Source organism: Pseudomonas sp. UTLPPB19802 (assembly GCF_059730225.1).
Map to the genome: position 1 here is coordinate 5,842,037 of NZ_AP048545.1, position 25,797 is coordinate 5,867,833.

Sequence of the window (25,797 nt, forward strand, 5' to 3'; positions counted from 1 at the left end):
TCCTTGCTACTCAGTAGTGATCGACGCTGAGACTGATGTTCAGAAAGGGAATGCCGATGATTCCGGTCGACACCGGATCGTGGTGCGACCTGATGAGCAGGCCCTCGTGGCACCAGTGCAATTGCTTGTGGTCATGCTGTTCGCCATTGGCAATGGCGACCTGGATGACATAGTCCCCCTTGGCCAGCCAGGGCATGAAAAACTCGAATTGTGCGGTGAGTGTCGAGCCAGCCTGTGCCGCACGGGCATTGCCCAACTGACTGATATAGGTGTTGTCGCCAAACAGAGTCTGCCCCAATCGATCCTTGACGAAGAAGCCGATGATCGGGCGATCGAGGAAAACCGATGTCTGCGCCTCGACCCGGAGGCTGACCCGCTCTCCACCCAGGATCCAGCTCAGTCCGGTCCCGGACGAGTCGGTCAACCTGACCTCGGTGATCCGCGCCTCCTCCCCTCCGAAAGCTCCAGGGGCCTGTGGGTCGAAGCGAAACACCTCGAGATCGTTCCTGAGGTTGCTCGCATTGATGTAGTCGGCACGCTGGTCACGCCACTCCAGGGCAACCGGCCCATTGCGCTTCATCGCGTTTTCAACCTGGGTCGCAGGCTGGCCGACACTTGCAGGGTGTCCACCACTCGTTGCATGAAACAGATCGTTCAGATAACGCTCGCACACCCCCCGAGCTTCTCCCAGTGCCCTTGGCTGCCCCTGGTCCAACCAAAGCACCCGGTCACAGAGGTTTATCACCGAAGCCGTGTCGTGACTGACAAAGATCAGTGAATGCGTTTCCTTGAACTTGCGGATGAACCGCATGCATTTCTGCGAGAAATAGGCATCACCGACCGACAGCGCCTCGTCAATGACCAGGATATCGGCGTCGACATGAGCGACGACCGCAAACGCCAGTCGCACATACATGCCACTGGAGTAGGTCTTGACGGGCTGTTCCATGAAACCGCCGATATCGGCAAAGGCCGCGATGGCGGAAAAGCGCAAGTCGATCTCTTCGCCACTCAGCCCATACAGTGAGGCCGCCATGTAGACATTTTCGCGGCCCGTAAACTCGGGATTGAATCCGGCTCCCAGTTCCAGCAGGGCAGCGATTCGCCCCTGGACACGAAGCGTTCCCGCGGTAGGGCGCAAGGTCCCGCAGATCAATTGCAGGAGAGTCGACTTGCCGGAGCCATTGCGGCCAATGATGCCGATGGCCTCGCCCCTTTTCATTTCGAATGACACATCATTGAGCGCCCAGAACTCTCGACAATGGGACTTGTGCCCCTGGAACAGCATCTGCAACAACCGGTCGCTGGGTTTGTTGAAGAGCCGATAACACTTGCCCAGCCCCGTGGCAGCGATGGCGATATCAGAGGACATCGGCAAACCCTCCTCGGGTTCTCTGGAAGAACTTCAGGCCAAGCCACGCTGCCAGTGCGCCGACCAGCAACGACAGACACCAGTCGCCGGAGTCCGGCAAGCGGCTCCAGAACGCGACCAGCCGGGCATTCTCGATCACCAGGGCCAGGGGATTGAGATACATGAGATGCTGGAAGCGCTCGGGCAGCGCCGTGACGGGATAGAAGATCGGCGAGAGGAACAGCAGCGCAGTGACCAGCATCCCGACCAGATGACCGATATCACGCAGGTAGGCCCCCAGTGCCGCCAACACCCAGCAGGCGCCCAGGGTGAACAACAGCAGCGGCAGTATCGCCACGGGTAGCAGGACGATGGTCAGCGGTGGGACCTGAAAGCACAGCGCACAAAACACCAGCCAGACGCCGAGGTTGACCAGGAACTGAAACATCGCTCCCGCCAACAGCACCACCGGCAGTATTTCCAGCGGAAAAACGATTTTCTTCACATAACTGCCATGAGCCGCGATCATTCCGGGAGCACGACTGACCGACTCGGAAAAGATATTGAAAACGATCAGCCCGAGAAAAAGGACCAGGGAAAACTCCAGCGGTGAACTTCCCCCCGCCCCCCAGTGCGACTTGAATATCCCACCAAAGACAAAGGAATAGATCGCCAACATGAACAGCGGATAGAGCAACGACCAGGCAACTCCCAGCATTGAACCACGATAACGCCCGACAATATCGCGGCGTGCCAACATCAGGATAAGACTTCGGTGACGCCAGATCCCCCTCGACATATCACTCGATGAGTTGATGAGTTCATGCATTCAATCAGTACCCCTGAATAAAATGATGCAGCCGTCTTTCGACCGGTACGCGAGACAGCCAATAGGAAATGAGAAACTTGCAGACCGTCAGATCTTTCGCAGCAAGGCGGCAAACAACAACCCAAGGTTGCCGCCGAGGGTCTGTCGATAGACGCCACAACGTCTGATACCCGAGACTCGCTGCCAAAGTGGCAGGTCGCGGGCATTCTTGAATGCCGAAAGAACTTCGATGCTGTGCTGGTCCAACCGGTGGCTCATCAACTCCAGGGCCCGGATGTTCTGACGGTTCCATTCGTGAAAACGGCCATGGACCAGCATGCGAATCCGATACAGACGCGCCAGCCAACCGGCGTTGCTGCCGACCAGGTTGGCCTTGTGCTGGCGATAGAGCGTCTTGGGCTGCGGGTCGTAGAAAACCACGCCGTCCCGCGCCCCGGACACCAGTTGATAAGCCCACCAGTCATGGGAGGGAATGCAGACATCGGCGCCTGCCTCCCGCAGCAGCTCGCGAGCAGCATGATTGAAAACCATGGTGTTGCCCCCGCCAATACTCTGCACCAGCGCATTGGAAAACTTCGGCGGCTGGCAAAATCGCGGGGACTGACCGGTGCCAAGCCCCAACTCGGTGATCAATCGAGTGCGACCGCAATACAGTGCCGGAACATGCGCGGGAATGCTCTGCAACCACATCAGCGCGGTTTCGAGCTTGTCTTCGTTCCAGATATCGTCCTGGTCCGACCAGGCGTAAAAGTCCGCCTGCACTTCGGGACGGAAGGTCAATGACAGGAAGTTGGCGACAAATCCCTTGCGAGGTCCGGAAAACATCTTCAGGCGCTCTGCTGGCCAATCAACCGTACAATGATCGATTACTTCCAGGGTGGCATCGCTGGAACCATCGTCGGATACCGCCAGACTCCAATTGCAATGACTCTGGCGTTCAAAGGAGTTGATCTGTTCGGCTAGGAAGCGTTGGCCATTGTAAGTGCACATCAGGATCGAAACTTTCAAAACCTTATTCCTCCGTAGAAGATTTTCGGAAAAATCTTGAACCGGACAACGCTGGAACTCGGCTTGGCGAGGATTATCAAGACTTCGACGTACATCGTCTACTGTCAGAAATGACAGGTCTATGCGAGAACTCTGAACGCAATATGGAATGATGGAAGTTAAAGCCAAGATACTTCCTACACATCACCCAAGAGTGTCCTGCGAGGCGACACCGCAGACGAATGGTTCGCATGCCGCCATCCAATCCTGAAAAATATCCTCGAAACAGGCAAGATATCGCCCCTACCCGCCCCCACAGGACACCCAGCCATGCCGTTCAGCACCGCCCACCTCATCGCCAACCCTTGCGACGATGAAGAAGACAACATGGCCATGCTCTGCTGCCACAGCGACAAGGGCGAGATGTTCCTGATGACCCGCTACCCGGACGAGGATGAGCTGGAGATCACCCTGGACGGCGAGCCTTCGACCCTGGACGGGGTCAAGGTCACACTGAGCGCGACCCGCCTGCTGATCGAAGTGGCGCCGGGCGATGCCGACGCGCTCAACGGCGCGGACCACCTCGAAATCCTGCATGGCACCGACGCGTCGGAGCTGGCCGAAGTCGAACAGACGCTGAAGAATATCCTGGCGGGCACCGGCACTTACGTCAGCGAACTGGGCTGAAAATCGTTTGGGCGTGACATCTGTGAGAAATAACTCTCAACAACGCAGGATTTTTCCCGAAAAATCACAAAAAACCCTTTGTACGTTAGTCGCCACGACCCTCGATGGATTAAAGTAACGCCCCCGGCGACGGCATTTGTCCGCATGCCGTCGCCCCCTCTCAGGAACACTCATCGATGGAACATCGTGAAGCGCTGCTGGCGCTGCGAACCTTTCTCTCAGCGCAGATTCTCGGCCAGGAAAAGCTGATCGAGCGCCTGTTGATCGCATTGCTGGCCGACGGCCACATGCTGGTCGAAGGCGCCCCCGGCCTGGCCAAGACCAAGGCCATCAAGGAGTTGGCCGAAGGCATCGAAGCGCAGTTCCATCGGATCCAGTTCACCCCCGACCTGCTGCCCGCCGACATCACCGGTACCGAGATCTATCGGCCAGAAACCGGCAGCTTCGTGTTCCAGCAAGGTCCGATCTTCCACAACCTGGTGCTGGCCGACGAAATCAACCGGGCCCCGGCCAAGGTCCAGTCAGCCCTGCTCGAAGCCATGGCCGAGCGCCAGGTCAGTGTAGGACGCAGCACCTACGACCTGTCCCCCCTGTTCCTGGTGATGGCGACCCAGAACCCGATCGAGCAGGAAGGCACCTACCCGCTGCCCGAAGCCCAGCTAGACCGCTTCCTGATGCACGTCAAGATCGGTTTCCCGGACGCTGCCGTGGAGCGGCGCATCCTGCAGCAGGCCCGTGGCGAAGCGCTGAACGGCGAAGCCAAGCCCGAGCGCCGGGTCAGCCAACAGGCGATCTTTGCCGCGCGCAAGGAAATCCTTGGCCTGTACATGGCCGACGCCGTGGAGGAATACCTGGTGCAACTGGTGATGGCGACCCGCAACCCGGCCAAGTTCGATCCGGAGATGGCCGAGTGGATCGCCTACGGCGCCAGCCCGCGCGGCTCGATCGCCCTCGACCGCTGCGCCCGCGCCCACGCCTGGCTGGCCGGTCGCGACTTCGTCAGCCCGGAAGACATCCAGGCGGTGCTGTTCGACGTGCTGCGTCACCGCATCATCCTGTCGTTCGAAGCCGAGGCGGCGGGGATCGACCAGGATCGGGTCGTCCAGCGGATTCTCGACGTCGTCGCCGTCGCCTGACCCCGGCCATGATCACCCCGCTACCCGCCGAGCCCGGCATCCGCACCACTCTCGCCGAGTTGATCGAGATGCGTCACCGCGTGCGCGAAGTGCGACTTTTCTCGACGCCGAGCCAGCGCAGCCCGCTGATCGGCCTGCACCATTCGAAGCTGCGCGGCCGTGGCGTGGACTTCGACCAGGTACGGGTCTACCAGGCCGGCGACGACGTGCGGACCATCGACTGGCGCGTCACGGCGCGGACCCAGGAGCCACACACCAAGCTGTTCCACGAAGAACGCGAACGGCCGATCTTCATTCTCGTCGAGCAGAGCCGGCAGTTGTTCTTCGGCTCCGGGCAGATGTTCAAGTCGGTACTCGCCGCCCAGGCTGCCAGCCTGATCGGCTGGGCGGCGCTGGGCCATAACGACCGGGTCGGCGGGCTGGTCTACGGCGACAACGAGCACTACGAAATCAAGCCGCGGCGCAGCAAGCAGAGCCTGTTGCAGTTGCTCAACCGGCTGGTACGGGTCAACCATTCGCTGCACACCGACACCGCCACCGGCCAGGACACCCTGGGTCTGGCCTTGATCCGCGCGCGGGAGGTACTGCGTCCCGGCAGCCTGGTCATCGTGATCTGCGACGAGCGGGCGCTGAGCGATGCCGCCGAACGCCAACTGAGCCTGTTGTCGCGCCATTGCGACCTGTTGCTGCTGCCAATCTCCGACCCACTCGATCATGCCCTGCCCGCTGCCGGCCTGCTGCGCTTCGCCGATCGCGGCGCGCTGCTGGAACTCGACACGCTGAACCCGGAACTGCGCCAGGCCTATCGTGCCCAGGGCGATGCGCGGGCCGCCCGTTGGGAACTGCTGGCGCAGAAACTGCGCGTGTTGCTGATGCCTCTGAGCACCCAGGGCGAAATGGTCGAGCAGTTGCGCGAGTACCTCAACCCCCAGCGGCCAGGCAAACCGTCATGAGCGGCCTGGACCAGTTGCAACCGCTGATCAGCCCGCCGGTACAGGGTTTCTGGCCACCCGCGCCGGGCTGGTGGCTGCTGGCGTTGCTGATGCCGTTGCTGGGACTTGGCCTCTGGTACCTGCGCCGCTGGCTGCCCGGCAAACGTCCGATTCCCCGTGCCGAACAACCGCTGGACCCACTGCGGCTGGCAGCGCTGGACGAACTGGCGCGCCTGCCCAAACCCTACGATGGCGCCCCCGCCGGTGCCTGGCTGCAGCAACTCAACGGGCTGCTCAAGCGCCTGTGCCGCAACCACTATCCCAACAGCCAAAGCCATACTCTCAACGGTCGCCAGTGGTTGGCCTTCCTCGACAACCGCTGCCCGGCGGCCGGGCTGACGCGCTGGATGGTGCTGGTGGAAGGCGTCTACAAGCCTGAGTGCAAGCTCGACGACAAGGCTATCGCCGGCCTGAACCAGGCCGTCGACACCTGGATCCGCAAGCATGTTTGAGTTCGCCTGGCCGTGGATCTTCGCTTTCTTCCCCCTGCCCTGGCTGCTGCGACTGGTGCTGCCGGTGGCCGACAGCGGCGAGGCGGCGCTGAAGGTCAGCTTTCTCGCCGACCTCGAAACCCTGGCGCGCCGCCGTGCCCGGCTCAACCTGCCGGGCTGGCGCCAGCAGGCGCGCTTCGTGCTGCTCTGGCTGCTGCTGTTGATCGCCGCCGCCCGCCCGCAATGGCTGGGCGAGCCGTTGCCGATCGCCGCCAGTGGCCGCGACCTGCTGGTGGCGGTGGATGTCTCCGGCTCCATGGAATACCCCGACATGCGCTGGCAAGGCGAGGACGTCAGCCGCCTGAGTTTGGTCCAGCACCTGCTCGGCGACTTCCTCGAAAGCCGCGAAGGTGATCGCGTCGGCCTGATCCTGTTCGGCAGCAAGGCCTACGTCCAGGCGCCGCTGACCTTCGACCGGCGAACCGTGCGGATCTGGCTGGATGAAGCGAAGATCGGCATCGCCGGCAAGAACACCGCCATCGGCGATGCCATCGGCCTGGCCCTCAAACGCCTGCGCCAGCGACCGGCGCAGAGCCGGGTGCTGATCCTGGTGACCGACGGCGCCAACAACGGCGGCCAGATCGACCCGATCACCGCCGCCCGCCTGGCCGCCGAGGAACATGTGAAAATCTACCCGATCGGTATCGGCGCCGATCCGGAACAGAGCGGTAGCCTGTCGATGCTTGGGCTGAACCCGAGCATGGACCTCGACGAGCCGGCACTCAAGGAGATCGCCCATGTCACTGGCGGCCAGTATTTCCGTGCCCGTGACGGCCAGGAACTGCAGAGCATTCGCAGTACCCTGGACAAACTCGAGCCGGTGGCCCAGCAACCGACCCAGGCCCGCCCGGCCCGCGCCCTCTATCACTGGCCGCTGGCCCTGGCATTGGCCCTGAGCCTGCTGCTGGTGGCCCGTGAACACTGGCCGGACAACCTGTTGCAGCGCTGGCTGGCGCGCCGCCAGTTCCTGCCGCAGCATCCTGAATGGCGTCAACGCCTCAAGCGCCTGCGCTTGCGGAGGCGTCGATGAGCGGTGAATTCCTTCCAGCCCTGTGGCCACACTGGTTCCGCCCCGCCTGGCTGGTGCTGCTGCCCCTGCTCGGCTGGTTGCTGTGGCAGCTCTGGCATCGACAGAAACGGGCCGGGCGCTGGCAGATGATCCTGCCGCCGGCCTTCCACCGCGTACTGCTCGGTGGCGGCAGCGGCCGCGAGAGCCGGCTGCCGTGGGTGGTGCTCGGCCTGGGCTGGGTCCTGGCGGTGCTGGCCCTGCTCGGCCCGAGCTGGCAGCGGATCGAGCAATCCACCCAGAAACCCCAGGACCCGCTGGTGGTGCTGCTGGAACTGACGCCCGACATGCTCGCCACCGATATCGCGCCCAACCGCCTGGAACAGGCCCGACGCAAATTGTTCGACCTGATGCGCGCGCGCAGCGATGCGCAGACGGCGATCATCGTCTATGCCGGCAGCGCCCATACGCTGGTGCCGCTGTCCGATGACATGGGCACCAGCCGCAACCTGCTGGATGCACTCAAGCCGTCGATCATGCCCGAGTCGGGAAACCGCGCCGACCTGGCGGTGGCCAAGGCGCTGACCCTGCTTGAACGCGGCGCCCAGGGCCAGGGCCGGCTGTTGCTGATTGGCTCGTCCCTCAGTGAACAGGAACGCGAAGGTATCCGCCAGGCCCTCGACCGGCAGCCCCACAGCCTGCTGATCCTTGGCATCGGCACCCGCGACGGCGCACCGGTCGCCCAGGAGAACGGCGGTTTCCTCAAGGACGCCCAGGGCGCGATCCGCGTCCCGCGCCTGGACAGCCCGAGCCTCAAGGCCTTCGCCGGGGAAGTCGGCGGACGTTATCGCCAGGGCCGCGTCGACGAAAGCGACCTGCGCGGCCTCGGCCTGCTCGACGGCCCACGCCACCTACGTGACGACGGTGAGCGGGTACAGCTCGACAGCTGGGAAGACCAGGGCTACTGGCTGCTGCTGCCACTGCTGTTGCTGGCCGCCTGTGCCGGTCGGCGCGGCTGGCTGTTCTGCCTGCCATTGTTCCTGCTGTTCCCCCAGCCGAGCCAGGCCTTCGAATTCAACGACCTGTGGCTGCGCCCGGACCAGCAGGGCATGCGGCTGCTGGAGCAACAGCGTCCGCTGGAAGCGGCCCGGCATTTCGACGACCCGCAATGGCAGGGTCTGGCCCTCTATGAAGCGGGTGACTACCTCGGCGCCGCGCGCAAGTTCGCCGAGGGTGACGACGCCAATGCCCATTACAACCGGGGCAACGCCCTGGCCCAGGGCGGCGAGCTGGAAGCGGCGCTGGACGCCTACGAACAGGCGCTCGAACGCCAGCCGGACCTGCGCCCGGCATTGCGAAACAAGGCCCTGGTGGAACAGATCCTGGAAGAGCAACGCAACCAGCCCACTGCCCAACCGGACAAGCCCGCCGAAACCGGCGCCACCGGCGAGCCTGCCGCGACGCTGCAGGATGCTCCGGCCGGCAACGCCAACCCTGGCCAGCCCCAGGGAACCGACGTCAAGCCGCAGGAACACGAACAGCCACCGAATAGCGGATCAACCGATAGCCCGGCCACGCCATCAGGCGATAATGACGTACCGGGCAGCGAACTGGACGACGAACAGACCACCCGGCCACCGCTGCGCAGCGCCGCACAGAACATCGAGGGCGAGCAGCGCCAGGCCCTTGAACAGTGGCTGCGACAGATCCCCGATGATCCGGGTGAACTGCTCAGGCGCAAATTCTGGTACGAACAACAGCTCCATCAGGACAAGACCCGATGATCAACCGCTTTCCCGTTTTCCTGCTGTGGCTGCTCTGCTGGAGCCTGCCGGCCCACGCCGACGGGTTGCTCGCCAGTGTCGACCGCACGCGCCTGAACTCCGGTGAATCGGTGGAACTGACCCTGGAGTCGCGGGATGTCACCCAGTTTGGCAAGCCGGACCTGGAGCCGCTGGCCAGCGCCTTCGAGGTGCGCGGCACGCGCCAGGTCAACCAGTTGACCAGCCTGGGCGGCGACCAGCAGGCGACCACCCGCTGGATCATCACCCTGCTGCCCCGGCATACCGGTAGCGTAGTGATTCCGGCGCTGCAACTGGGCGAATTGCAGAGCCAACCCATCACCTTGCAAGTGGTGCAGAGCGACGAGCAGGAACCGATCGACAGCATGGCGCCCGTCTTCATCGAGACCAGCCTCGACCAGGACAATGTCTACGTCCAGGCACAGGCCGTACTGACCCTGCGCATCTATCATTCGGTATCGCTGTATGACGACAGCAGCCTCAGCCCACTGCAACTGGGCGATGCGCGCATCGAACAACTGGGGGAGTCGCGCACCTACGAGAAGCTGATCAACGGCGTGCGCCATGGAGTGATCGAGCTGCGCTATGCCATTTATCCGCAGCACAGCGGCGAACTGGCGATTCCGGCGCTGGTGTTCAGCGCCACGCTGGTGGACGCCGGAAAAATCCAGAATCAGGGCCAGGCCCCCACCGCTCCCAAGCCCGGCAAGCTGATTCACGTCAGCTCGGCAGCCCTGACCCTCGACGTCAAGCCGCAACCGGCCACCTGGCCTGCCGATGTACCCTGGCTGCCGGCCCGCAGCCTTAGCCTGGGCGAAAGCTGGAGCCCGGAGCCGGATCACAGCCAGGTTGGCGACTCGCTGACCCGCAGCCTCACCATCAAGGCCGAAGGGCTGTCCAGCGCGCAATTGCCGCCTCTGCCGGCCACCAGCGTCAATGGCCTGCGCCGCTACCCGGACCAGCCACAACTGAGCAACCAGAACAGCGAGCGCGGCCTGATCGGCAGCCGTGAAGAACGCGAGGCGCTGGTCCCGACCCACAGCGGCAACTTCGAGCTGCCGGCGGTCACCGTGGTCTGGTGGAACACCCATGAGGAACATATCGAGCGCAGCAGCCTGCCGGCCCGCAGCCTGCAAGTCGCGAACAACCCGAGCCTGGCGGTAGACACGCCCGTCAACAGCCTGCCGGCGAACCTCGCTGCCGACGCGGCCAACCTGTGGCTCTGGAAACTCAGCACACTGCTGCTGACCTGCACCACCCTGCTCGGATTCGGCCTGTGGTGGCGCGCCCGCTCGCAACCGGCGGTGCACCGCGCCGCGCAAACCGGGCCAAGCCCGCGAACGCTGCTCGACGACCTCAAGCGCACCTGCCTGGCCAACGACCCCCAGGCCACGCGCCAGGCCCTCGACGCCTGGGCCCGCCAGCAGCCGGAAACCCTGGCGGAGATGGCCGCGCGTTTCGTGCCGCTGTCCGATGCCCTCGACGGCCTGAACGGCGCCCTCTACAGCGAGAGCGGCCAATACTGGCAAGGCGAGGAACTGTGGCGGGTAGTCCGTGCCATCCCGACCGCCGAGCGCGTGCAGGACCCGGTGGGCGACAGCGGGCTGCCGCCGCTCTATCCCAAGTAACCCTCGGCCTGGGCATTCCCCTCCTTCCGCCCCAACACCGCCCCCTGTAGGAGCCGGGCTTGCCCGCGAAGCTTTTGGCGGTCTTGAGGACCCCTTCGCGGGCAAGCCCGGCTCCTACAGGCGGCGGAGTCAATCGCCACTCCCCGCGGATTTACCAGTAGACTTGTCGGTCTTTCGCACCGCCATCTTGTCTTGAGCGGTCGCCACCGTCTTCGCGGAGTTTGTCTTGCGCCTGTTTCATACCTCCGACTGGCACCTGGGCCAGAATCTTCATGGCCAGGAGCGGGATTTCGAACACGCCTGCTTCCTGACCTGGCTGCTGGCCCAACTGGCCAGCCAGCAACCGGATGTGCTGCTGATCGCCGGCGATATCTTCGATACCGTCAATCCGCCGGTCAAAGCCCAGGAGCGTCTCTACGACTTCATCGTCAGCGCCCACGAACAGCGGCCGCAACTGACCATCGTGATGATCGCCGGCAACCATGACTCCGGTTCGCGAATCGAGCTGCCGGCACCGCTGATGCGCCGCCTGCGTACCCACGCCCTGGGCCGGGTACTCTGGCTCGATGACGGCCAGCTCGACAGCGATCGCCTGCTGATCCCGCTGCCCGATGCCACCGGCGAAATCGCCGGCTGGTGCCTGGCCCTGCCGTTCCTGCGCCCGGCCGAAGTCACCGGCACGCTGCTGGGCGACGACTACCTGCGCGGTATCGGCCAGGTCCACCGCTGGCTGATCGAGGCCGCCAACGCCAAACGCCAGCCCGGCCAGGCACTGGTCGCCATCAGCCATGCGCACATGGCCGGCGGCTCGGTGTCGGAGGACTCCGAGCGCAGCCTGATCATCGGCAGCGCCGAAGCCCTGCCCGCCAGCCTGTTCGATGCCAGCGTCAGCTATGTCGCCCTCGGCCACCTGCACAAGCCGCAAAAGGTCAACGGCGAGGAGCGCATCCGCTACAGCGGCTCGCCGATCCCGCTGTCGTTCTCGGAGATCGGCTACAAGCACCAGATCCTCGATATCGTCCTCGACGGCGAAACCCTGGTCAGCGTCGAACCGCGCCTGATCCCGCGTGCCGTCGATCTGCAACGCCTGGGTCCGCTACCTTTTGACGACATTCTGGAAAAGCTCGCCGAGCTGCCCGATGTCGACCTGCTCGCCGACCTGCAACGCCAGCCCTGGCTGGAAGTCCGGGTGCGCCTCGACGAACCGCAGCCGGACCTGCGCCAGCAGGTGGAGACGGCCCTGCAAGGCAAGGCCGTGCGCCTGGTGCGCATTGCCGCCGAATACGCCGGCAGTGGCTCACAAGATGAAGAGGATGGCGCACGCCTGGTCGACCTTGACCAGCTCAGTCCCCAGGACCTGTTCAGCCGTGCCTGGCAGGACAACTACGGCAACGAAGTGGACTCTCAGACCCTCGCCGACTTCGCCCTGCTGTTGCAGGAAGTCCAACTGGAGGATGAGCAGCCATGAAGATCCTTGCCATTCGCCTGAAGAACCTCGCCTCCCTGGCCGGACCGTTCGAACTGGATTTCACCGCCGAGCCACTGGCCAGCACCGGCCTGTTCGCCATCACCGGGCCGACCGGCGCCGGCAAGAGCACCCTGCTCGACGCCCTCTGCCTGGCGCTGTTCGGCGCCGTGCCACGACTGAACAACGCCGCGCGCGACGCCAAGGTGCCGGATGCCGATGGTGAAATCGGCACCGGCGACCCGCGTACCCTGCTCCGGCGCGGCACCGGCGCCGGCTTCGCCGAAGTCGACTTCGTCGGTATCAACGGCCGGCGCTACCGCGCCCGCTGGGAAGCCAACCGCGCCCGGGACAAGGCCAACGGCAAGCTGCAGGCCAGCCGCCAGAGCCTGCGCGACCTCGACAGCGACCAGTTGCTGGCCAGCCAGAAAGGCGAGTACAAGACCCAGCTGGAAGCCTGCCTGGGGCTGAACTTCGAGCAGTTCACCCGCGCCGTGTTGCTGGCCCAGAGTGAGTTCAGCGCGTTCCTCAAGGCCGACGACAACGAGCGCAGCGAACTGCTGGAAAAGCTCACCGATACCGCGCTGTACACCCGCCTCGGCCGCCGTGCCTTCGACAAGGCCAAGGAAGCCCGCGAAGCCCACAAGCTGCTGCAGGACCAGGCGGTCGGCGTCACCCCGATGAGCCCTGAGGCCCGAGCCGAACTCGACGAGCGCTTCAGCAGCGCGCAGCAACAGCTCGAACTGCACAAGGCCCAACTGCGTCAGCTCGAACAGCAGCACAGCTGGCTCAAGGAGTTGCAGCAGTTGCAGGACGCCCGCCAGGCCGGTGCCGAACAACTGGAGAGCGTCCAGCAGCAAGGGCAGGCAATGGCCGAAGAGCGCCTGAAGCTCATCCGGCTGGAACAGTTGGCCCCGCAACGGCATCAATTCGCCCGCAAGCTTGATGTCGACGGACAACTGGCGCCCCTGGCCGAGCAGATCGGCCGCCAGCGCCAGCAACACGACGAGTTGAGCGAACGCCTGGCACAACTGGAAAAGGGCCTGGGCGACGCCCAGACAGCGCTGAACGTCGCCCAGCAACAGCAGGCCAGCGGTGCGCCGCTGCTGCGCCAGGCCTTCGAAGAGCAAAGCGGCCTCGCCCGCCTGGCCAAGGACGCCGCACAGGCTGCCCAGGCGCAAGAGAGCGCGCAGCAGGCCCGCGACCAGGGCCTGCACACGATCCAGACACTACAGGAGCGGCAACAACAGGTCGCCGAGCGCCTGCAAAAGATCGCCACGCAACTGCAACAGAGCACCGACCTCACGTCCCTGAGCGACGCCTGGAATGCCTACCGCGACCGCCTGCAGCAACTGATGCTGATCGGCAACCGGCTCAACCAGGGCCAGGCCGAACTGGCCGGCCTCGAGCGCACGGCCAGTGACACCGCGCAAACCCTGGCCGAGCAGAAGCAGCAACTGGAAATGCTCTATCAGGAGGCCGCCGCCGAACCGGACGCGGTGGCCGAGCAGATCGGCATCCTCGGCAGCCTGCTGCAGGACAACCGCAAGCAACTGCGATCCGTCGAGGACCTGACCCGACTCTGGTCCAGCCAGAAGGACCTGGACAAACGCGCCGCCGACCTGCAGCAACGCCTGGCCAGCGCCCAGCAGGAGCGCGAGCGCCTGACCCAGGACGGGGTCAAGGCCAAGGCCGAACTGGCGGTCGCCGAGCAAACCTTCAACGTCACCCGCGAACTGCTCGAGCGCCAGCGCCTGGCCCGCAGTGCCAGCGTCGAGGAACTGCGCGCACAGTTGCAGGACGACCAGCCCTGCCCTGTCTGCGGCAGCCACGAACATCCCTATCACCAGCCCGAGGCGCTGCTGCAGAGTCTCGGCCGCCACGATGAAAGCGAGCAGACCAATGCCCAGGCAGCAGTCGATCGGCTGAAGGAAAGGCTCACCGAGCTGCGCACCGAAGTCGGTGGAGTGATCGCCCAGCAGAAAGAGCTGTTGACGCAGCAGGAACAACTGGCGATCCAGCAACAGACCTTGACACCAAGCCTGGAAGCCCATCCGCTGGCCACCCAGTTGCTGGATCAGGACGCTGGACAACGCGACGCCTGGCTGGAGCGGCAAACCAGCCAGTTGAGCCAGAACCTGACGCGCGACGAGCAGCGCCAGGGTGCCCTGCTCACCCTGCAACAGGATGCTGCGCGCCTCACCCAGCAACTGCGCCAGGCCGAAACCGCGCATCAACAGGCCGCCCAACAGCTGGATCACCAGCAGCGCGAACTGACCAGTGATCGCCAGCGCCTGGACGACGAACTGGCTGCCTTCGCCACGCTGCTGCCGGCGCCGACCCTGGAAGCCCTGCGCCAGGAACCGGCGGCGACATTCCTGCAACTGGACCGGCAGATCGCCGAGCGCCTAGAGCAGCTCGAACAGCAGCGTGATGAACTCGCCGAACAGCAACAACGCCAGCAATCCCTGGAGAGGGAGCTGGAACGCCAGCAAGGCCGCGAACAGCAATTGCAAGCTGCCCAGCAACAGTTCGAGACACTGTCCGGGCAGCAACAGGCCAGCCAACAGCAACTGGGCCAGCTGCTCGGTGCGCACGACAGCGCCGAACACTGGCAACAGCAACTCGAACAGGCCGTGGAACAGGCGCGCCTGGCCGAAAGCGGCACAGTCCAGGCGTTGCAGGAAACCCGCACGCAACAGGTACAGGTTGCCACCGAACTCAAGGCCCAGCAGGAACGCCAGCAGTCCCTGGAACAGGAAGCCAGCGCACTGGCCGGCAAGATCGCCGAGTGGCGCGCCAGCCATCCGGAACTGGACGACAGCGGCCTGCAAGCCTTGCTCGAACTGGACGAGCAGCAGGTCGGCGAGCTGCGCCAACGCCTGCAACAAAATGAAAAGGCCATTGAGCAGGCCCAGGTTCTGCTGCAGGAGCGCGAACAGCGCCTGCAGGCGCACCAGGCCCAGCACAACGGCAACCTCGACGCCGAGCAGTTGGCCAGTGCGTTGGCCGAACTCCAGCAGCAATTCACTGCCAGCGAACAGCAATGCGCCGAACTGCGGGCCGAGCAGGCCGACGACCAGCGCCGGCAAAACGCCAACCAGGCACTGGCCCAGCGAATTGCCGAAGCCTATGCCGAGTACCAGCGCTGGGCCCGCCTGGATGCGCTGATCGGCTCGGCCACCGGCGATCGCTTCCGCAAGCTGGCCCAGGCCTACAACCTCGACCTGCTGGTGCATCACGCCAACGCCCAGCTGCGGCAACTGGTACGGCGCTATCGCCTCAAGCGTGGCGGCAGCATGCTCGGCCTGTTGGTGATGGACATCGAGATGGGCGATGAACTGCGCTCGGTGCATTCGCTGTCCGGCGGCGAGACCTTCCTCGTCTCGCTGGCCCTGGCCCTCGGGCTGGCCTCGATGGCCTCAAGTACATTGAAGATCGAGTCGCTGTTCATCGACGAAGGTTTCGGCAGTCTCGACCCGCAATCCCTGCAACTGGCGATGGACGCCCTCGACGGTCTGCAGGCCCAGGGGCGCAAGGTCGCGGTGATTTCCCACGTGCAGGAAATGCACGAGCGCATCCCGGTGCAGATCCAGGTACAGCGCCAGGGCAACGGCCTGAGCACCCTGGAGGTGAAATGACCGCGGCGCTGCTCTACTCCTTCCGCCGCTGCCCCTACGCCATGCGTGCGCGCCTGGCCCTGCGTTACTCGGGCGTGGCGGTGCATATCGAGGAGGTCAGCCTCAAGGCCAAGCCGGCGGCGATGCTCGCGCTGTCGAGCAAGGGCACGGTGCCGGTACTTGCCTGTGGCGATGGGCAGGTGATCGAGCAGAGCCTGGAGATCATGCACTGGGCCCTGGCCCGGCATGATCCCGAGGATTGGCTGCTCAAGGGCGACCCGCTGGCCGCCCAGGCCGCCGCCGCGCTGATCGAGGAGAACGACGGCGATTTCAAGTTGCGGCTCGACCGCTACAAGTACGCGGTGCGCTATCCGGAGTTTTCCATGGAGCATTACCGGGCCGAGGCCGAGCCATTCCTGCAGAAACTGGAAGGCTTGCTGCAACAACGCGACTGGTTGCTGGCCGAGCATCGCAGCCTGGCCGACATGGCCCTGGCGCCGTTCATTCGGCAGCTCGCCCATGTCGACCGGGACTGGTTCGCGCAAACGCCCTATCGGCGCCTGCAAGAGTGGCTGGAACGATTCCTGGCTTCAGAACTGTTCAGCGCAGTGATGAGCAAGCCGGCCTGGGCCGCTATCGATGGCGGCTGATCAGGCCCCGGTATCGGCGTTGTGCACGAGCACACCGGCGGACTGGGTCTTGTGTTCGAGCGGGATGGTCGGCGTCGCCAACTGGATAGCCGCGTCGTCCGAGCCGTGCAGCAGGGTCGACAGACTGACGACAAGCACCAGCACCACATACAGGCCGATAGCCAGGTAGGCGCCGTGTCGGGCAGAAGTCAGAAGGTTGCTGGCCATGGTGTTTTTTCTCCACAGGCGAATGTCATGCCTATAGGATCCATCATAACCGCTTAATCAAGTAGGCAACTATTTAAATAGTCGCCATCAGTAATATTAATCTTAGAAGAGTCAATAAGTCAGCGTCAATTTTAACAGCGACTTATATGAATCTTATTGTCTGTTTAAACAACACTGCAGAAATGACAACGCCGGGGCGAATTCACTCTCATGGCAGTCGGCTGGTGGGCCTGCTGCCGAATGAGTGCATTCGCTCCGGCGTTGCGGGGTGGTTCAGCGCTCAGTGTTGAGCCTTGTGATCCAGGGCGGCGTAGAAGTTGGCGCTCTGTTGCAGGTACTTGGGGGTGTAGCTCTGGGTGTGGGATTTTTTCTCGCTGACGTCGACGCTGGCACTGGCTGGCAGGGCAACGCTGGCAGAGATGGCGGAAGCGGCGATGATGGAGAAGAGATTGAAGTTCATGTCGAAAATCCTCGAATGTCAGTTGGCTTGCTTGCCCTTTCAGGCCGTGAGTCCAAAGTACATCCGAGGAGTGTCCGGGTTGAAATTCATTACAGCAGTAGCGGATATCAGCGTGATTAATAGAAGCGCAAGCCCCTTGCAAGCCGCGGCCTGCGGTCTATTGTCCCGCCAGGAAACCGAGATAGCTGGGCGCATCGAACGGCACAGTCTGCACGGTTTTACCCAGCAGGCCGCTGTCGACATCACGCTCGATCACCACGATCTGGTTGCTCTTCTGGTTGGCCACCAGCAGGAACCTGCCACTCGGATCGAGGGCGAACTCACGCGGATGGTCACCCTCGACCGACCGACGCTGCACTTCCTTCAACTCGCCACTGACCGGGTCGATGGCGAAAACCAGCAACTGGTTGGCCGTTCCGCGGTTGCTGACATAGAGGAACTTGCCGTCCTTCGAGGCGTGCAACGCAGCGGCGGCCTTGTCCGCCAGCGGCTGCTGGTCGGCCAGTTCCACCCGCTGCTTCTGGGTGAGCTTGCCATCCTGATAGTCGAACACGGTGACCTGCGCACTCATCTCGCTGGTCAGCCAGGCGTGCCTGCCATCGGCGCTGAACAGCAGGTGGCGCGGACCGCTACCCGGCGGCAACTGGACGTAGGCCGGGTTGGCCGGGGTCAACGGCATTTCCGGATTGGCCTTGGGGTCGTACTTGTAGACGAAGATCCTGTCCGCACCCAGGTCGTTGGCGAAGACGAAACGACCGTCCGGCGACGACACCACCGAATGCACGTGAGCCGAAGCCTGCCGCTCCAGGTTGACCAGGCTGGCCGGGTGGCTGCTCAGCTGCACCGGCGGCGACAGTTTGCCCTTGGCATCCACCGGCAGCACGGCCAGGCTGCCGCCCGGATCTTCCAGTACCGAGTAGTTGGCGACGAACAGGTAGCGCTGGTCGCCGCTCAGGCTCGAATGAGTCGGCTCGCTGCCCAGGCTCTGCACCTGACTGATCGGCTTGAGCTGGCGGCTTTTCGGGTCGATCGCAAAGCTGCTGACCCGCCCGACCGGGTCCTTCTGGCCCGGACCGTTTTCATTGACCGCGTACAGCCGGCGCTGATCGGCGGACAGGGTCAGCCAGGACGGGTTGGCCGTCTTGATCACCTGCAACGGCTTGGGGTCGAGTTTGCCGGTGCGGCTGTCGAACTGCAGGCGGTAGATACCTTCGCTCTTGCCGGCCGTGTAGGAGCCGACCAGCAAATCGACGGTGTCGGCCGATGCCGCCAGGACCGGCATCGAACCGATGCTGCCAGCCATCAGCAGGGGCCAGAATTTACGCATCATCTTGTTCGTCCTCCTCTTCTTCCTTGGCGCTGAACGCACTCAGGCAGACCAGGCGATGCTCACCGGAGTCGCCGGCCAGCACCCAGCTCTGCAGAGCCTCGTCGAAGGCGGCAGCCTGCAACTGCGCCTGGCTGAAGGTCCAGCGCTTGGCGGCACGGCCGTCCATGCACTCGATCAGCAGGCCGGCGTCGTCGAGGGTGAAATCGAAGGCGTGCAGGCCGTCGATTTCCAGCATGTCGCAGGCTTCAAGGGCAGTGAGCAAGGTGTCGGTCATGGTGTTTTCTATCATTTTTCGGGAAAGGGGCAATGATAGGCGATATTGCGGCATAAAGGTTCCAGGGGCTCGGAAACCGATGTGGCGAGCGGGCTTGCCCGCGCTGGGCTGCAGTGCGGCCCCAAAACCTGCAACCGTGGTTTTCCAGATAAAACCCGGCCGCCTGCTTTACGACCGCTGCGCAGTCGAGCGCTGGCATGCCCGCTCGCCACATTGCCCGCCGTCCTGTCCTCAGTGGGCCAGCAGCGAACCGCCCACCTTGCCCGCCAGTTTCTCCGGCTTGATCAGGAACCGCGCCAGCGCCGGCAGCAGCCACAGGGCACCGAACATGTTCCACAGGAGCATGAAGGTCAGCATCAGGCCCATGTCGGCCTGGAACTTGATCGCCGAGAAGATCCAGGTGCAGACGCCGATCGCCAGGCAAAGGCCGGTGAACAGCACCGCCTTGCCGGTGGAACGCAGGGTCTGGTAGTAGGCCTCCTGCAACGACAAGCCGGCACGCAGGAAACTCTCCAGGCGGCTGTAGATGTAGATCCCGTAGTCCACGCCAATCCCCACGCCGAGCGCCACCACCGGCAGGGTCGCGACCTTCACGCCAATCCCCATGAAGGCCATCAGCGCGTTGCCCAGTACCGAGGTCAGCACCAGCGGCAGGACTATGCACAGGGTCGCCGCCCAGGAACGGAAGGTGATCATGCACATGGCCGCGACGCAGATGTACACCAGGATCAGGATGGTCAGCTCGGCCTGCTTGATCACTTCGTTGGTGGCGGCCTCGATCCCGGCGTTACCGGCCGCCAGGATGAATTCCAGGCCGTCCTTGTTGTTCTCCCTGGCAAAGTCCTGCACCGCGTGCACCGCCCGGTCCAGTGTGGCGGCCTTGTGATCGTTGAGGAACACCAGCACCGGCGCCAGCGAGCAGTCGGCGTTGTACAAGCCGTCGGCGCGGGAGATCGAGTTGTTCAGCACATCCGGGTTGCGCGACAGGGTTTCCCATTTCAGGTTGCCCTCGTTCATGCCCTTGATCATCTGCTTGGACACGGTCACCAGGGAAATCGCCGACTGCACGCCCTCGGTGTTCTGCATCTTCCACATCAACTCGTCGATCGGCGCCATCGCCGCGTAGCGCGAGCAGCCCTCGGAAGCGGTCTTGACCATCACCACCAGCACGTCGGAACTGGTGGAGTAGTTGTTGATGATGAAACTGTTGTCCTTGTTGTAGCGCGAATCGGGACGCAGTTCCGGCGCGCCCTGGTCGAGGTCGCCGATCTTCAGGTTCTGGCTGTACCAGAGGCCGCTGCCGAAGGCCAGCAAGGCCAGGATGATCGACACTGGCGCGACCTTGGGACTGGCGAAGTTCGACAGCAGGCGCCAGAACGGGTGTTCGCGGGTCGCGTCCTTCTTGCTGCGCTCGACGGCCTTCTGGCTGATGCCGACATAGGAAATCGCCACCGGCAACAGGATCAGGTTGGTGAAGACGATCACCGCCACGCCGATCGAGGCACCGATCGCCAGTTCGCGGATCACGCCGATGTCGATGATCAGCAGGGTGATGAAACCCACGGCATCCGCCAGGATCGCGATCATCCCCGGCAGGAACAACTGACGGAAAGTCCGCCGGGCTGCGGTCAGGGCGTTGTCGGCCTCGCTGGACTGCAAGGCGATGCCATTGATTTTCTGCACGCCGTGGGAAATGCCGATGGCGAAGATCAGGAACGGCACCAGCATCGAATACGGGTCCAGCCCGAAGCCGGCCGCGTGCATCAGGCCGAGTTGCCAGACCACCGCCACCAGGGTGGTGATCAGCACGGCGATGGTGCTGCGGATACACCAGGTGAACCAGTACAGCAGCACCAGGGTGATGACGAACGCCACGCCGAAGAACAGCACCACCATGATCAGGCCATCGATCAGGTCACCGACCTTCTTGGCGAAACCGACGATATGCACCTTCACATTGGGGTTCTGCGCTTCGAACTTGTCGCGGATCTTCTCCTCGAGCTGATGGGAGAACTTCTGGTAATCGAGCTTGAGCAGCTTGCCCTGGTCCTGCGGGTCCGGATAGGACTCCAGCAGCGGGATATCGACGATGCTCGACTTGAAGTCGTTGGCCACCAGCCGCCCGACCTGGCCGGACTTGAGCACGTTGTTGCGCAACTGGTCGAGGCTGTCGGCCGAGCCGTTGTAGCTCTGCGGGATCACCTCGCCGCCGGCGAAGCCCTCCTCCGTCACTTCGGTCCAGCGCACGCTCGGGCTCCACAGCGACTTCAGGCCGGAGCGATCGACACCGGGAATGTAGAACACCTCGTCGTTGATCTGGCGCAGGGTGTCCATGTACTCCTTGGTGAAGATATCGCCCTCCCTGGCCTCCACCGAAACCCGCACGGTGTTGCCGAGGTTGGCCAGGTCGTTGCGGTGCTCCATCATCTTTTCAATGAACGGATGCTTGAGCGGGATCATTTTCTCGAAGCTGGTGGAAGGACGGATCAGCGTCGCCTGCCAGAACAGGAAGATACTGACCAGCAGGCAGATCACGATCACTGCCGGGCGGTTGTTGAAAATCAGGCGTTCGAGAAACGTCGCCTTGTCCTGATGATGACTGCTCATGTGCAACTCCCCGCCTTCTTATTATTTGCCCTGTTCGCTGCCGGTCGCCGAGGTGACGTGGGCGCCGCCCTGGCCAACCAGGATCAGGTTGCCGTTGCCGGCCGTGGTAACCGCCGATAAGGAAATGCGGTCGGGACGATTGAAGACGCTGAATGTCACGCCGTCATCGCTGCTGCGGATCACGCTGCCACCGTTGCCGACGATCACCAGCGAGCCGTCGGCCAGCAGCGCGCCGCCGGACAGGCCGAACTCCAGCGCACCGCGGGCGGCCTTGAGTTCGACCGGCTCCCAGCTGGAGCCGAAATCACTGGAACGATAAAGGTTGCCGCGCAGGCCGTAGGCCAGCAGGGTTGCCGGCTCGGCGGTACCGATCACGCCGAACAGCGAGCCCTGGTAGGGGCCGTCGAGGCGTTCCCAAGTCTGTCCCCAGTCGGCCGAACGGAACATGCTGCCCTGCTCGCCGACGACGAACAGTCCGGAATCCTTGACCGCGGCAATGGCGTTGAGGTGGTACTGGTCTTCGTTGTCGAGGCGGTCGCTGGCATCTTCCCAGTGCTGGCCGCCGTCGGTGGTTTCGAGCAAGGCGCCATAGGCACCGACGGCGAAGCCGGTACTGGCGTCCTTGAACCAGACATCCAGCAGCGGTGCTTCGCGCTTGAGGTCTTCGAACTGCTTGGTCCAGGTGGCGCCACCATCGCTGCTGGCGAGGATCTGCGCATCGTGGCCAACGGCCCAGCCGTGCTTGTCATCGACGAAATAGACCGCCGTGAGCAGTTGCCGGGTCGGTACGCGGGCCTGGGTCCAGGTCTTGCCCTGATCATCGGAAAACAGAATATGCCCGCGATCGCCGACGGCAACCAGGCGGGCACCGGCATGGACCACGTCGAGCAGCAGGCCCTTGGCGGCCTTGGATGATTCGATGGAATAGACGTTTTCGGCAGCACCCGCCTCGGCGGCGAATGCCGGCCCGGTCATCAGCGCCAGCCCGGACAGAGAGAGCATCGAGGTCAGCAATACCGCGTGCCGCCAGGTCGGCGGACGGCGGGAACCCGTACCCTTCACAGGCTCATTCATAGACCTTTCCCCCATTATTATTGTTAGGTCAGCCAACCTTTCAGGGCGCCTTCGAGGGCGTTTTCATCGTTGCAGGTCGTCTGAAACCAGCAATCTAGAGCCCCTTCCACAGCTGGACCTATCCTATCGGGCTTTGGAATCGTCTGACAATCGACACCACGTTATCTTTTGTTAACCCGGAGCTTTCGCACAGGACATGAATATCGGGGCATCAGGGGGGATGATGAATAAAGGCCACGAATGTGGCCTTTATAGGGTTTGATTGTCGATGCACAGAAGTACTGCTTGAGGTGCGCTGTTCGTGGCGCATTGCATTGTGGCGAGCAGGCTTGCCTGCGCTCGGCTGCACAGCAGCCGCAAAACCTGAAACAACCCGGTGCACCTGATACACCGCAGTGGCCGGATCTGGGAGCGCCTTGCGCTCCAGCGCGGGCAAGCCCGCTCGCCACAAGGTGACCTCACAACCCACTTCCGACCCGCTCAAGGTCCGTTCAAAGGCACCTGAGGTGCCTCTGCGCTAACAGATCACAGTCAGGCCAGGCTCTTGCTGACTACCTCGAAGACATCCGCCGACAGCTCACCCGAAGCACGGATGCGCTCCAGTTCGGCCTTCATCAGTGCCTGGCGGGCCTTGTCGTACTTGCGCCAGCGGGTCAGCGGTGCCAACTGCCGCGAGGCGATCTGCGGGTTCAACGCGTTGAGCTGGATCACGATGTCCGCCAGGAAGCGGTAGCCGGAACCGTCTGCCGCATGGAAGTTGACCAGGTTTTGCCCAGCGAAGGCACCGATCAGCGCGCGCACTTTGTTCGGGTTGCGCAGGGTGAAAGCCGGATGCTCCATCAGCGCCTTGACCCGCTCCAGGCCACCCGGCAGGGTGCTGCCAGCCTGGACGCTGAACCATTGGTCCATGACCAGCGGATTGTCCTTGAAGTGCTCGGCGAAAGCCGCCAGGGCCTTGGCCCTTTCCGCTTCGAACGGCGAGTTCACCAGCACCGCCAGGGCGGTCAGGCGCTCGGTCATGTTGTCGGCCGCGTCGAACTGCTCCAGGGTTGCAGCCAGCACCTGTGGCTTGCCACTGAGCATCAGGTAGGACAGCGCGATGTTCTGCAGCGCACGACGGGCGAAATGCTCGTTTTCGGCAATGTAGGCCGTGTTCTTCGACACTTCGCGATTAGCCTGGTAACGCTGCCACAGGCCATCGAACAGTTGCTCGGCCAGTTGCTGGCGGGCGAATTCACGGGCAGCGTGAATCGAGTCGACGTTCGCCACCTCGCTGATCTCGGTGAGATACGCCTCGCTCGGCAACGACAGCATTTCGGCGACCATCGCCTGGTCCAACTGCTCGTTGGCCAGCACACTGCGCAAAGCCAAGACCAGGCGCTGGTCGAGCTGCAGCTCGTCACCCTTGTGGTGCTGCTCGATCAGTTCCTGCAGCACCTGCACCGACAGTTGCTGGCCGGCATCCCAGCGATTGAAACCATCGCTGTCATGCTGCATCAGGAACATCAACTGGTCGCGATCGTAGGGGAAGCTCAGCTTGACCGGCGCCGAGAAGCCGCGCAGCAGCGACGGCAACGGTTTGGCCGCGATGCCGACGAAGGTGAAGGTCTGCTCGGCTTCGCTTACCGACAGCACACGGCTGCTGGCACCCGGTGCCGCCTCGCCGGCCAGTTGCAGGGCGATTTCGCCGCCCTGGGCATCCAGCAGGCCCAGTTCCACAGGAATCACGAACGGCAGTTTTTCCTGCTTGTCCGGGGTCTGCGGGCAGCTCTGGCGGAAGGTCAGGCTGTAGCTCTGCACCTTCTCGTCATAGCTCTCGCTGACCGCCAGGCGTGGCGTGCCAGCCTGGCTGTACCAGCGTTTGAACTGGGTCAGGTCGACGCCGTTGGCGTCTTCCATGGCCTTGACGAAGTCATCGCAGGTCACCGCCTGACCGTCGTGGCGCTCGAAGTACAGGTCGCTGCCCTTGCGAAAGCCTTCGGCACCGAGCAGGGTGTGGATCATGCCCACCACTTCCGAACCTTTCTCGTAGACGGTCAGGGTGTAGAAGTTGGAGATCTCGATGAAACTGTCCGGCCGTACCGCGTGGGCCATGGGGCCGGCATCTTCGGCGAACTGGTGGGTACGCAGGTAGGCGACGTCCTGGATACGCTTGACCGTGCGCGAGTTCATGTCCGAGGAAAAGCCGGCGTCGCGGAACACCGTGAAGCCTTCCTTGAGCGACAGCTGGAACCAGTCGCGGCAGGTCACGCGGTTGCCCGACCAGTTGTGGAAGTATTCGTGGGCGACGATCGCCTCGACCCGCTGGTGCGCGGCGTCGGTGGCGGTTTCGGCGCGGGCCAGCACGGCGCTGGAGTTGAAGATGTTGAGGCCCTTGTTCTCCATGGCGCCCATGTTGAAGTCGTTGACCGCGACGATCATGAAGATATCCAGGTCGTACTCGCGGCCATAGACTTCCTCGTCCCAGCGCATGGACTTCTTCAGGCTGTTCATCGCGTGTTGGCATTTGTCGATGTTTTCCGGCTCGACATAGATGCGCAGCGCCACGTCACGCCCGGTCATGGTGGTGAAGCTGTCCTCGACGCACCACAGGTCACCGGCCACCAACGCGAACAGGTAGGCCGGCTTCATGAACGGGTCTTCCCAGGTCGCCCAGTGCCGCCCGTCTTCCTGAGGGCCGCTGCCGATCGGGTTACCGTTGGAAAGCAGCACCGGGTACTGGTGCTGCTCGGCAATGATCGTCGTGGTGAAGGTGCTCATCACGTCCGGGCGGTCGAGGTAGTAGGTGATCTTGCGGAAGCCCTCGGCCTCGCACTGGGTGCAGAACATGCCGCTGGACTTGTACAGTCCTTCCAGTGCGGTGTTGCTCTCCGGATGGATCTTCACGCTGGTGTCGACGGTGAAACGCTCAATCGCCGGGTGCAAGGTCAGGTGGCTCTCGTCCAACTGATAGTCGGCGGCGCCCAGCTCGCGATCATCCAGGCTGACCGACAACAGTTCGAGCAACTGGCCATCGAGCACCAGTGGCGGCAGGCCGGCACCGCGTGCCGGGTTGCGGCGCATCAGCAGTTGCGCATGGACCAGGGTATGGTCCTCGAGCAACTCGAAGGTCAGGTGCGTCTCGTCGATCAGGTACTCGGGGGCCTGATAGTCCTTCAGATAGATCATCTTCGGCTGTTCGGTGCGCATGGGTGCGTCCTT

The 25,797-nt window shown here is 63.4% G+C and carries 20 protein-coding genes; 10 read left to right on the forward strand and 10 right to left on the reverse strand.

The window, feature by feature from the left end; translation table 11 throughout:
• Window positions 1-10 precede the first annotated feature (10 nt).
• From AC6I6U_RS25215 to AC6I6U_RS25225, 3 genes are all read right to left on the reverse strand, one after another.
• Window positions 11-1,372 carry an ABC transporter ATP-binding protein gene (locus AC6I6U_RS25215; protein WP_497878718.1) on the reverse strand — a complete coding sequence of 454 codons (1,362 nt, stop codon included), beginning with the start codon at window positions 1,370-1,372 and terminating at the stop codon, window positions 11-13.
• Entirely contained in the window at window positions 1,362-2,111 is a 750-nt protein-coding gene (locus AC6I6U_RS25220) for an ABC transporter permease (RefSeq protein WP_497878719.1), read from the reverse strand. The genes AC6I6U_RS25215 and AC6I6U_RS25220 overlap by 11 nt, the downstream gene beginning before the upstream one ends.
• Before the next feature lie 156 nt (window positions 2,112-2,267).
• The gene (locus tag AC6I6U_RS25225; protein WP_497878720.1) at window positions 2,268-3,188 is read right to left on the reverse strand and encodes a glycosyltransferase family 2 protein; all 921 of its coding nucleotides are present in this window, start codon (window positions 3,186-3,188) and stop codon (window positions 2,268-2,270) included.
• Window positions 3,189-3,497: 309 nt separating this feature from the next.
• Here AC6I6U_RS25225 and AC6I6U_RS25230 point away from each other — a divergent pair, with 309 nt between their 5' ends.
• The 10 genes from AC6I6U_RS25230 (at window position 3,498) to AC6I6U_RS25275 (ending at window position 16,644) form a co-directional block, all read left to right on the forward strand.
• Entirely contained in the window at window positions 3,498-3,854 is a 357-nt protein-coding gene (locus tag AC6I6U_RS25230; RefSeq protein WP_497878721.1) for a hypothetical protein, read from the forward strand.
• A gap of 176 nt (window positions 3,855-4,030) precedes the next feature.
• On the forward strand, window positions 4,031-4,990 hold the full coding sequence (locus AC6I6U_RS25235; protein WP_497878722.1) for an AAA family ATPase: 960 nt from the start codon (window positions 4,031-4,033) through the stop codon (window positions 4,988-4,990).
• A gap of 8 nt (window positions 4,991-4,998) precedes the next feature.
• Complete coding sequence (locus AC6I6U_RS25240) at window positions 4,999-5,943, forward strand: DUF58 domain-containing protein (RefSeq protein WP_497878723.1); 945 nt, start codon at window positions 4,999-5,001, stop codon at window positions 5,941-5,943.
• Entirely contained in the window at window positions 5,940-6,434 is a 495-nt protein-coding gene (locus AC6I6U_RS25245; protein ID WP_497878724.1) for a DUF4381 domain-containing protein, read from the forward strand. The genes AC6I6U_RS25240 and AC6I6U_RS25245 overlap by 4 nt, the downstream gene beginning before the upstream one ends.
• Window positions 6,427-7,503, forward strand: coding sequence for a vWA domain-containing protein (locus tag AC6I6U_RS25250; protein WP_497878725.1), 1,077 nt, complete (start codon window positions 6,427-6,429; stop codon window positions 7,501-7,503). Before AC6I6U_RS25245 ends, AC6I6U_RS25250 begins: the two co-directional genes overlap by 8 nt.
• Window positions 7,500-9,263 carry a vWA domain-containing protein gene (locus tag AC6I6U_RS25255; RefSeq protein ID WP_497878726.1) on the forward strand — a complete coding sequence of 588 codons (1,764 nt, stop codon included), beginning with the start codon at window positions 7,500-7,502 and terminating at the stop codon, window positions 9,261-9,263. The genes AC6I6U_RS25250 and AC6I6U_RS25255 overlap by 4 nt, the downstream gene beginning before the upstream one ends.
• A complete protein-coding gene (locus tag AC6I6U_RS25260; protein WP_497878727.1) occupies window positions 9,260-10,909 on the forward strand; it encodes a BatD family protein in 1,650 nt (549 codons plus the stop codon). The genes AC6I6U_RS25255 and AC6I6U_RS25260 overlap by 4 nt, the downstream gene beginning before the upstream one ends.
• Window positions 10,910-11,135: 226 nt before the next feature.
• Window positions 11,136-12,377: an exonuclease SbcCD subunit D C-terminal domain-containing protein gene (locus AC6I6U_RS25265; protein WP_497878728.1), complete on the forward strand. Its 1,242-nt coding sequence runs from the start codon at window positions 11,136-11,138 to the stop codon at window positions 12,375-12,377.
• Window positions 12,374-16,015: an AAA family ATPase gene (locus AC6I6U_RS25270; RefSeq protein ID WP_497878729.1), complete on the forward strand. Its 3,642-nt coding sequence runs from the start codon at window positions 12,374-12,376 to the stop codon at window positions 16,013-16,015. The genes AC6I6U_RS25265 and AC6I6U_RS25270 overlap by 4 nt, the downstream gene beginning before the upstream one ends.
• Window positions 16,012-16,644 carry a glutathione S-transferase gene (locus AC6I6U_RS25275; RefSeq protein WP_497878730.1) on the forward strand — a complete coding sequence of 211 codons (633 nt, stop codon included), beginning with the start codon at window positions 16,012-16,014 and terminating at the stop codon, window positions 16,642-16,644. Before AC6I6U_RS25270 ends, AC6I6U_RS25275 begins: the two co-directional genes overlap by 4 nt.
• On the opposite strand, the gene AC6I6U_RS25280 is transcribed toward AC6I6U_RS25275, so the two are convergent.
• The 7 genes from AC6I6U_RS25280 to pepN form a co-directional block, all read right to left on the reverse strand.
• Complete coding sequence (locus AC6I6U_RS25280; protein WP_497878731.1) at window positions 16,645-16,851, reverse strand: hypothetical protein; 207 nt, start codon at window positions 16,849-16,851, stop codon at window positions 16,645-16,647.
• A gap of 280 nt (window positions 16,852-17,131) precedes the next feature.
• Window positions 17,132-17,311 carry a hypothetical protein gene (locus tag AC6I6U_RS25285; RefSeq protein ID WP_497878732.1) on the reverse strand — a complete coding sequence of 60 codons (180 nt, stop codon included), beginning with the start codon at window positions 17,309-17,311 and terminating at the stop codon, window positions 17,132-17,134.
• A gap of 157 nt (window positions 17,312-17,468) precedes the next feature.
• Window positions 17,469-18,641, reverse strand: a complete 1,173-nt coding sequence (locus AC6I6U_RS25290) for a lactonase family protein (protein WP_497878733.1) — start codon at window positions 18,639-18,641, stop codon at window positions 17,469-17,471.
• The gene (locus AC6I6U_RS25295) at window positions 18,631-18,915 is read right to left on the reverse strand and encodes a DUF5629 family protein (RefSeq protein ID WP_497878734.1); all 285 of its coding nucleotides are present in this window, start codon (window positions 18,913-18,915) and stop codon (window positions 18,631-18,633) included. The genes AC6I6U_RS25290 and AC6I6U_RS25295 overlap by 11 nt, the downstream gene beginning before the upstream one ends.
• A gap of 231 nt (window positions 18,916-19,146) precedes the next feature.
• Entirely contained in the window at window positions 19,147-21,522 is a 2,376-nt protein-coding gene (locus AC6I6U_RS25300; RefSeq protein ID WP_497878735.1) for an efflux RND transporter permease subunit, read from the reverse strand.
• Window positions 21,523-21,543: 21 nt separating this feature from the next.
• Window positions 21,544-22,596 (reverse strand): WD40/YVTN/BNR-like repeat-containing protein, encoded by a 1,053-nt coding sequence (locus tag AC6I6U_RS25305; protein ID WP_497878736.1) that lies wholly within the window; start codon window positions 22,594-22,596, stop codon window positions 21,544-21,546.
• Between the two features lie 531 nt (window positions 22,597-23,127).
• Window positions 23,128-25,785 (reverse strand): aminopeptidase N, encoded by a 2,658-nt coding sequence (pepN, locus tag AC6I6U_RS25310; protein WP_497878737.1) that lies wholly within the window; start codon window positions 25,783-25,785, stop codon window positions 23,128-23,130.
• Window positions 25,786-25,797 lie beyond the last annotated feature (12 nt).

Excerpts from the sequence above, each read along its gene's own strand:
- pepN (WP_497878737.1), bottom strand. The coding sequence starts at position 25,785 with ATGCGCACCGAACAGCCGAAGATGATCTATCTGAAGGACTATCAGGCC.
- AC6I6U_RS25290 (WP_497878733.1), bottom strand. The coding sequence starts at position 18,641 with ATGATGCGTAAATTCTGGCCCCTGCTGATGGCTGGCAGCATCGGTTCG.
- AC6I6U_RS25215 (WP_497878718.1), bottom strand. The coding sequence starts at position 1,372 with ATGTCCTCTGATATCGCCATCGCTGCCACGGGGCTGGGCAAGTGTTAT.
- AC6I6U_RS25295 (WP_497878734.1), bottom strand. The coding sequence starts at position 18,915 with ATGACCGACACCTTGCTCACTGCCCTTGAAGCCTGCGACATGCTGGAA.
- AC6I6U_RS25235 (WP_497878722.1), top strand. The coding sequence starts at position 4,031 with ATGGAACATCGTGAAGCGCTGCTGGCGCTGCGAACCTTTCTCTCAGCG.
- AC6I6U_RS25260 (WP_497878727.1), top strand. The coding sequence starts at position 9,260 with ATGATCAACCGCTTTCCCGTTTTCCTGCTGTGGCTGCTCTGCTGGAGC.
- AC6I6U_RS25285 (WP_497878732.1), bottom strand. The coding sequence starts at position 17,311 with ATGAACTTCAATCTCTTCTCCATCATCGCCGCTTCCGCCATCTCTGCC.
- AC6I6U_RS25275 (WP_497878730.1), top strand. The coding sequence starts at position 16,012 with ATGACCGCGGCGCTGCTCTACTCCTTCCGCCGCTGCCCCTACGCCATG.
- AC6I6U_RS25255 (WP_497878726.1), top strand. The coding sequence starts at position 7,500 with ATGAGCGGTGAATTCCTTCCAGCCCTGTGGCCACACTGGTTCCGCCCC.
- AC6I6U_RS25245 (WP_497878724.1), top strand. The coding sequence starts at position 5,940 with ATGAGCGGCCTGGACCAGTTGCAACCGCTGATCAGCCCGCCGGTACAG.
- AC6I6U_RS25230 (WP_497878721.1), top strand. The coding sequence starts at position 3,498 with ATGCCGTTCAGCACCGCCCACCTCATCGCCAACCCTTGCGACGATGAA.
- AC6I6U_RS25240 (WP_497878723.1), top strand. The coding sequence starts at position 4,999 with ATGATCACCCCGCTACCCGCCGAGCCCGGCATCCGCACCACTCTCGCC.
- AC6I6U_RS25305 (WP_497878736.1), bottom strand. The coding sequence starts at position 22,596 with ATGAATGAGCCTGTGAAGGGTACGGGTTCCCGCCGTCCGCCGACCTGG.
- AC6I6U_RS25300 (WP_497878735.1), bottom strand. The coding sequence starts at position 21,522 with ATGAGCAGTCATCATCAGGACAAGGCGACGTTTCTCGAACGCCTGATT.
- AC6I6U_RS25220 (WP_497878719.1), bottom strand. The coding sequence starts at position 2,111 with ATGTTGGCACGCCGCGATATTGTCGGGCGTTATCGTGGTTCAATGCTG.
- AC6I6U_RS25270 (WP_497878729.1), top strand. The coding sequence starts at position 12,374 with ATGAAGATCCTTGCCATTCGCCTGAAGAACCTCGCCTCCCTGGCCGGA.
- AC6I6U_RS25280 (WP_497878731.1), bottom strand. The coding sequence starts at position 16,851 with ATGGCCAGCAACCTTCTGACTTCTGCCCGACACGGCGCCTACCTGGCT.
- AC6I6U_RS25250 (WP_497878725.1), top strand. The coding sequence starts at position 6,427 with ATGTTTGAGTTCGCCTGGCCGTGGATCTTCGCTTTCTTCCCCCTGCCC.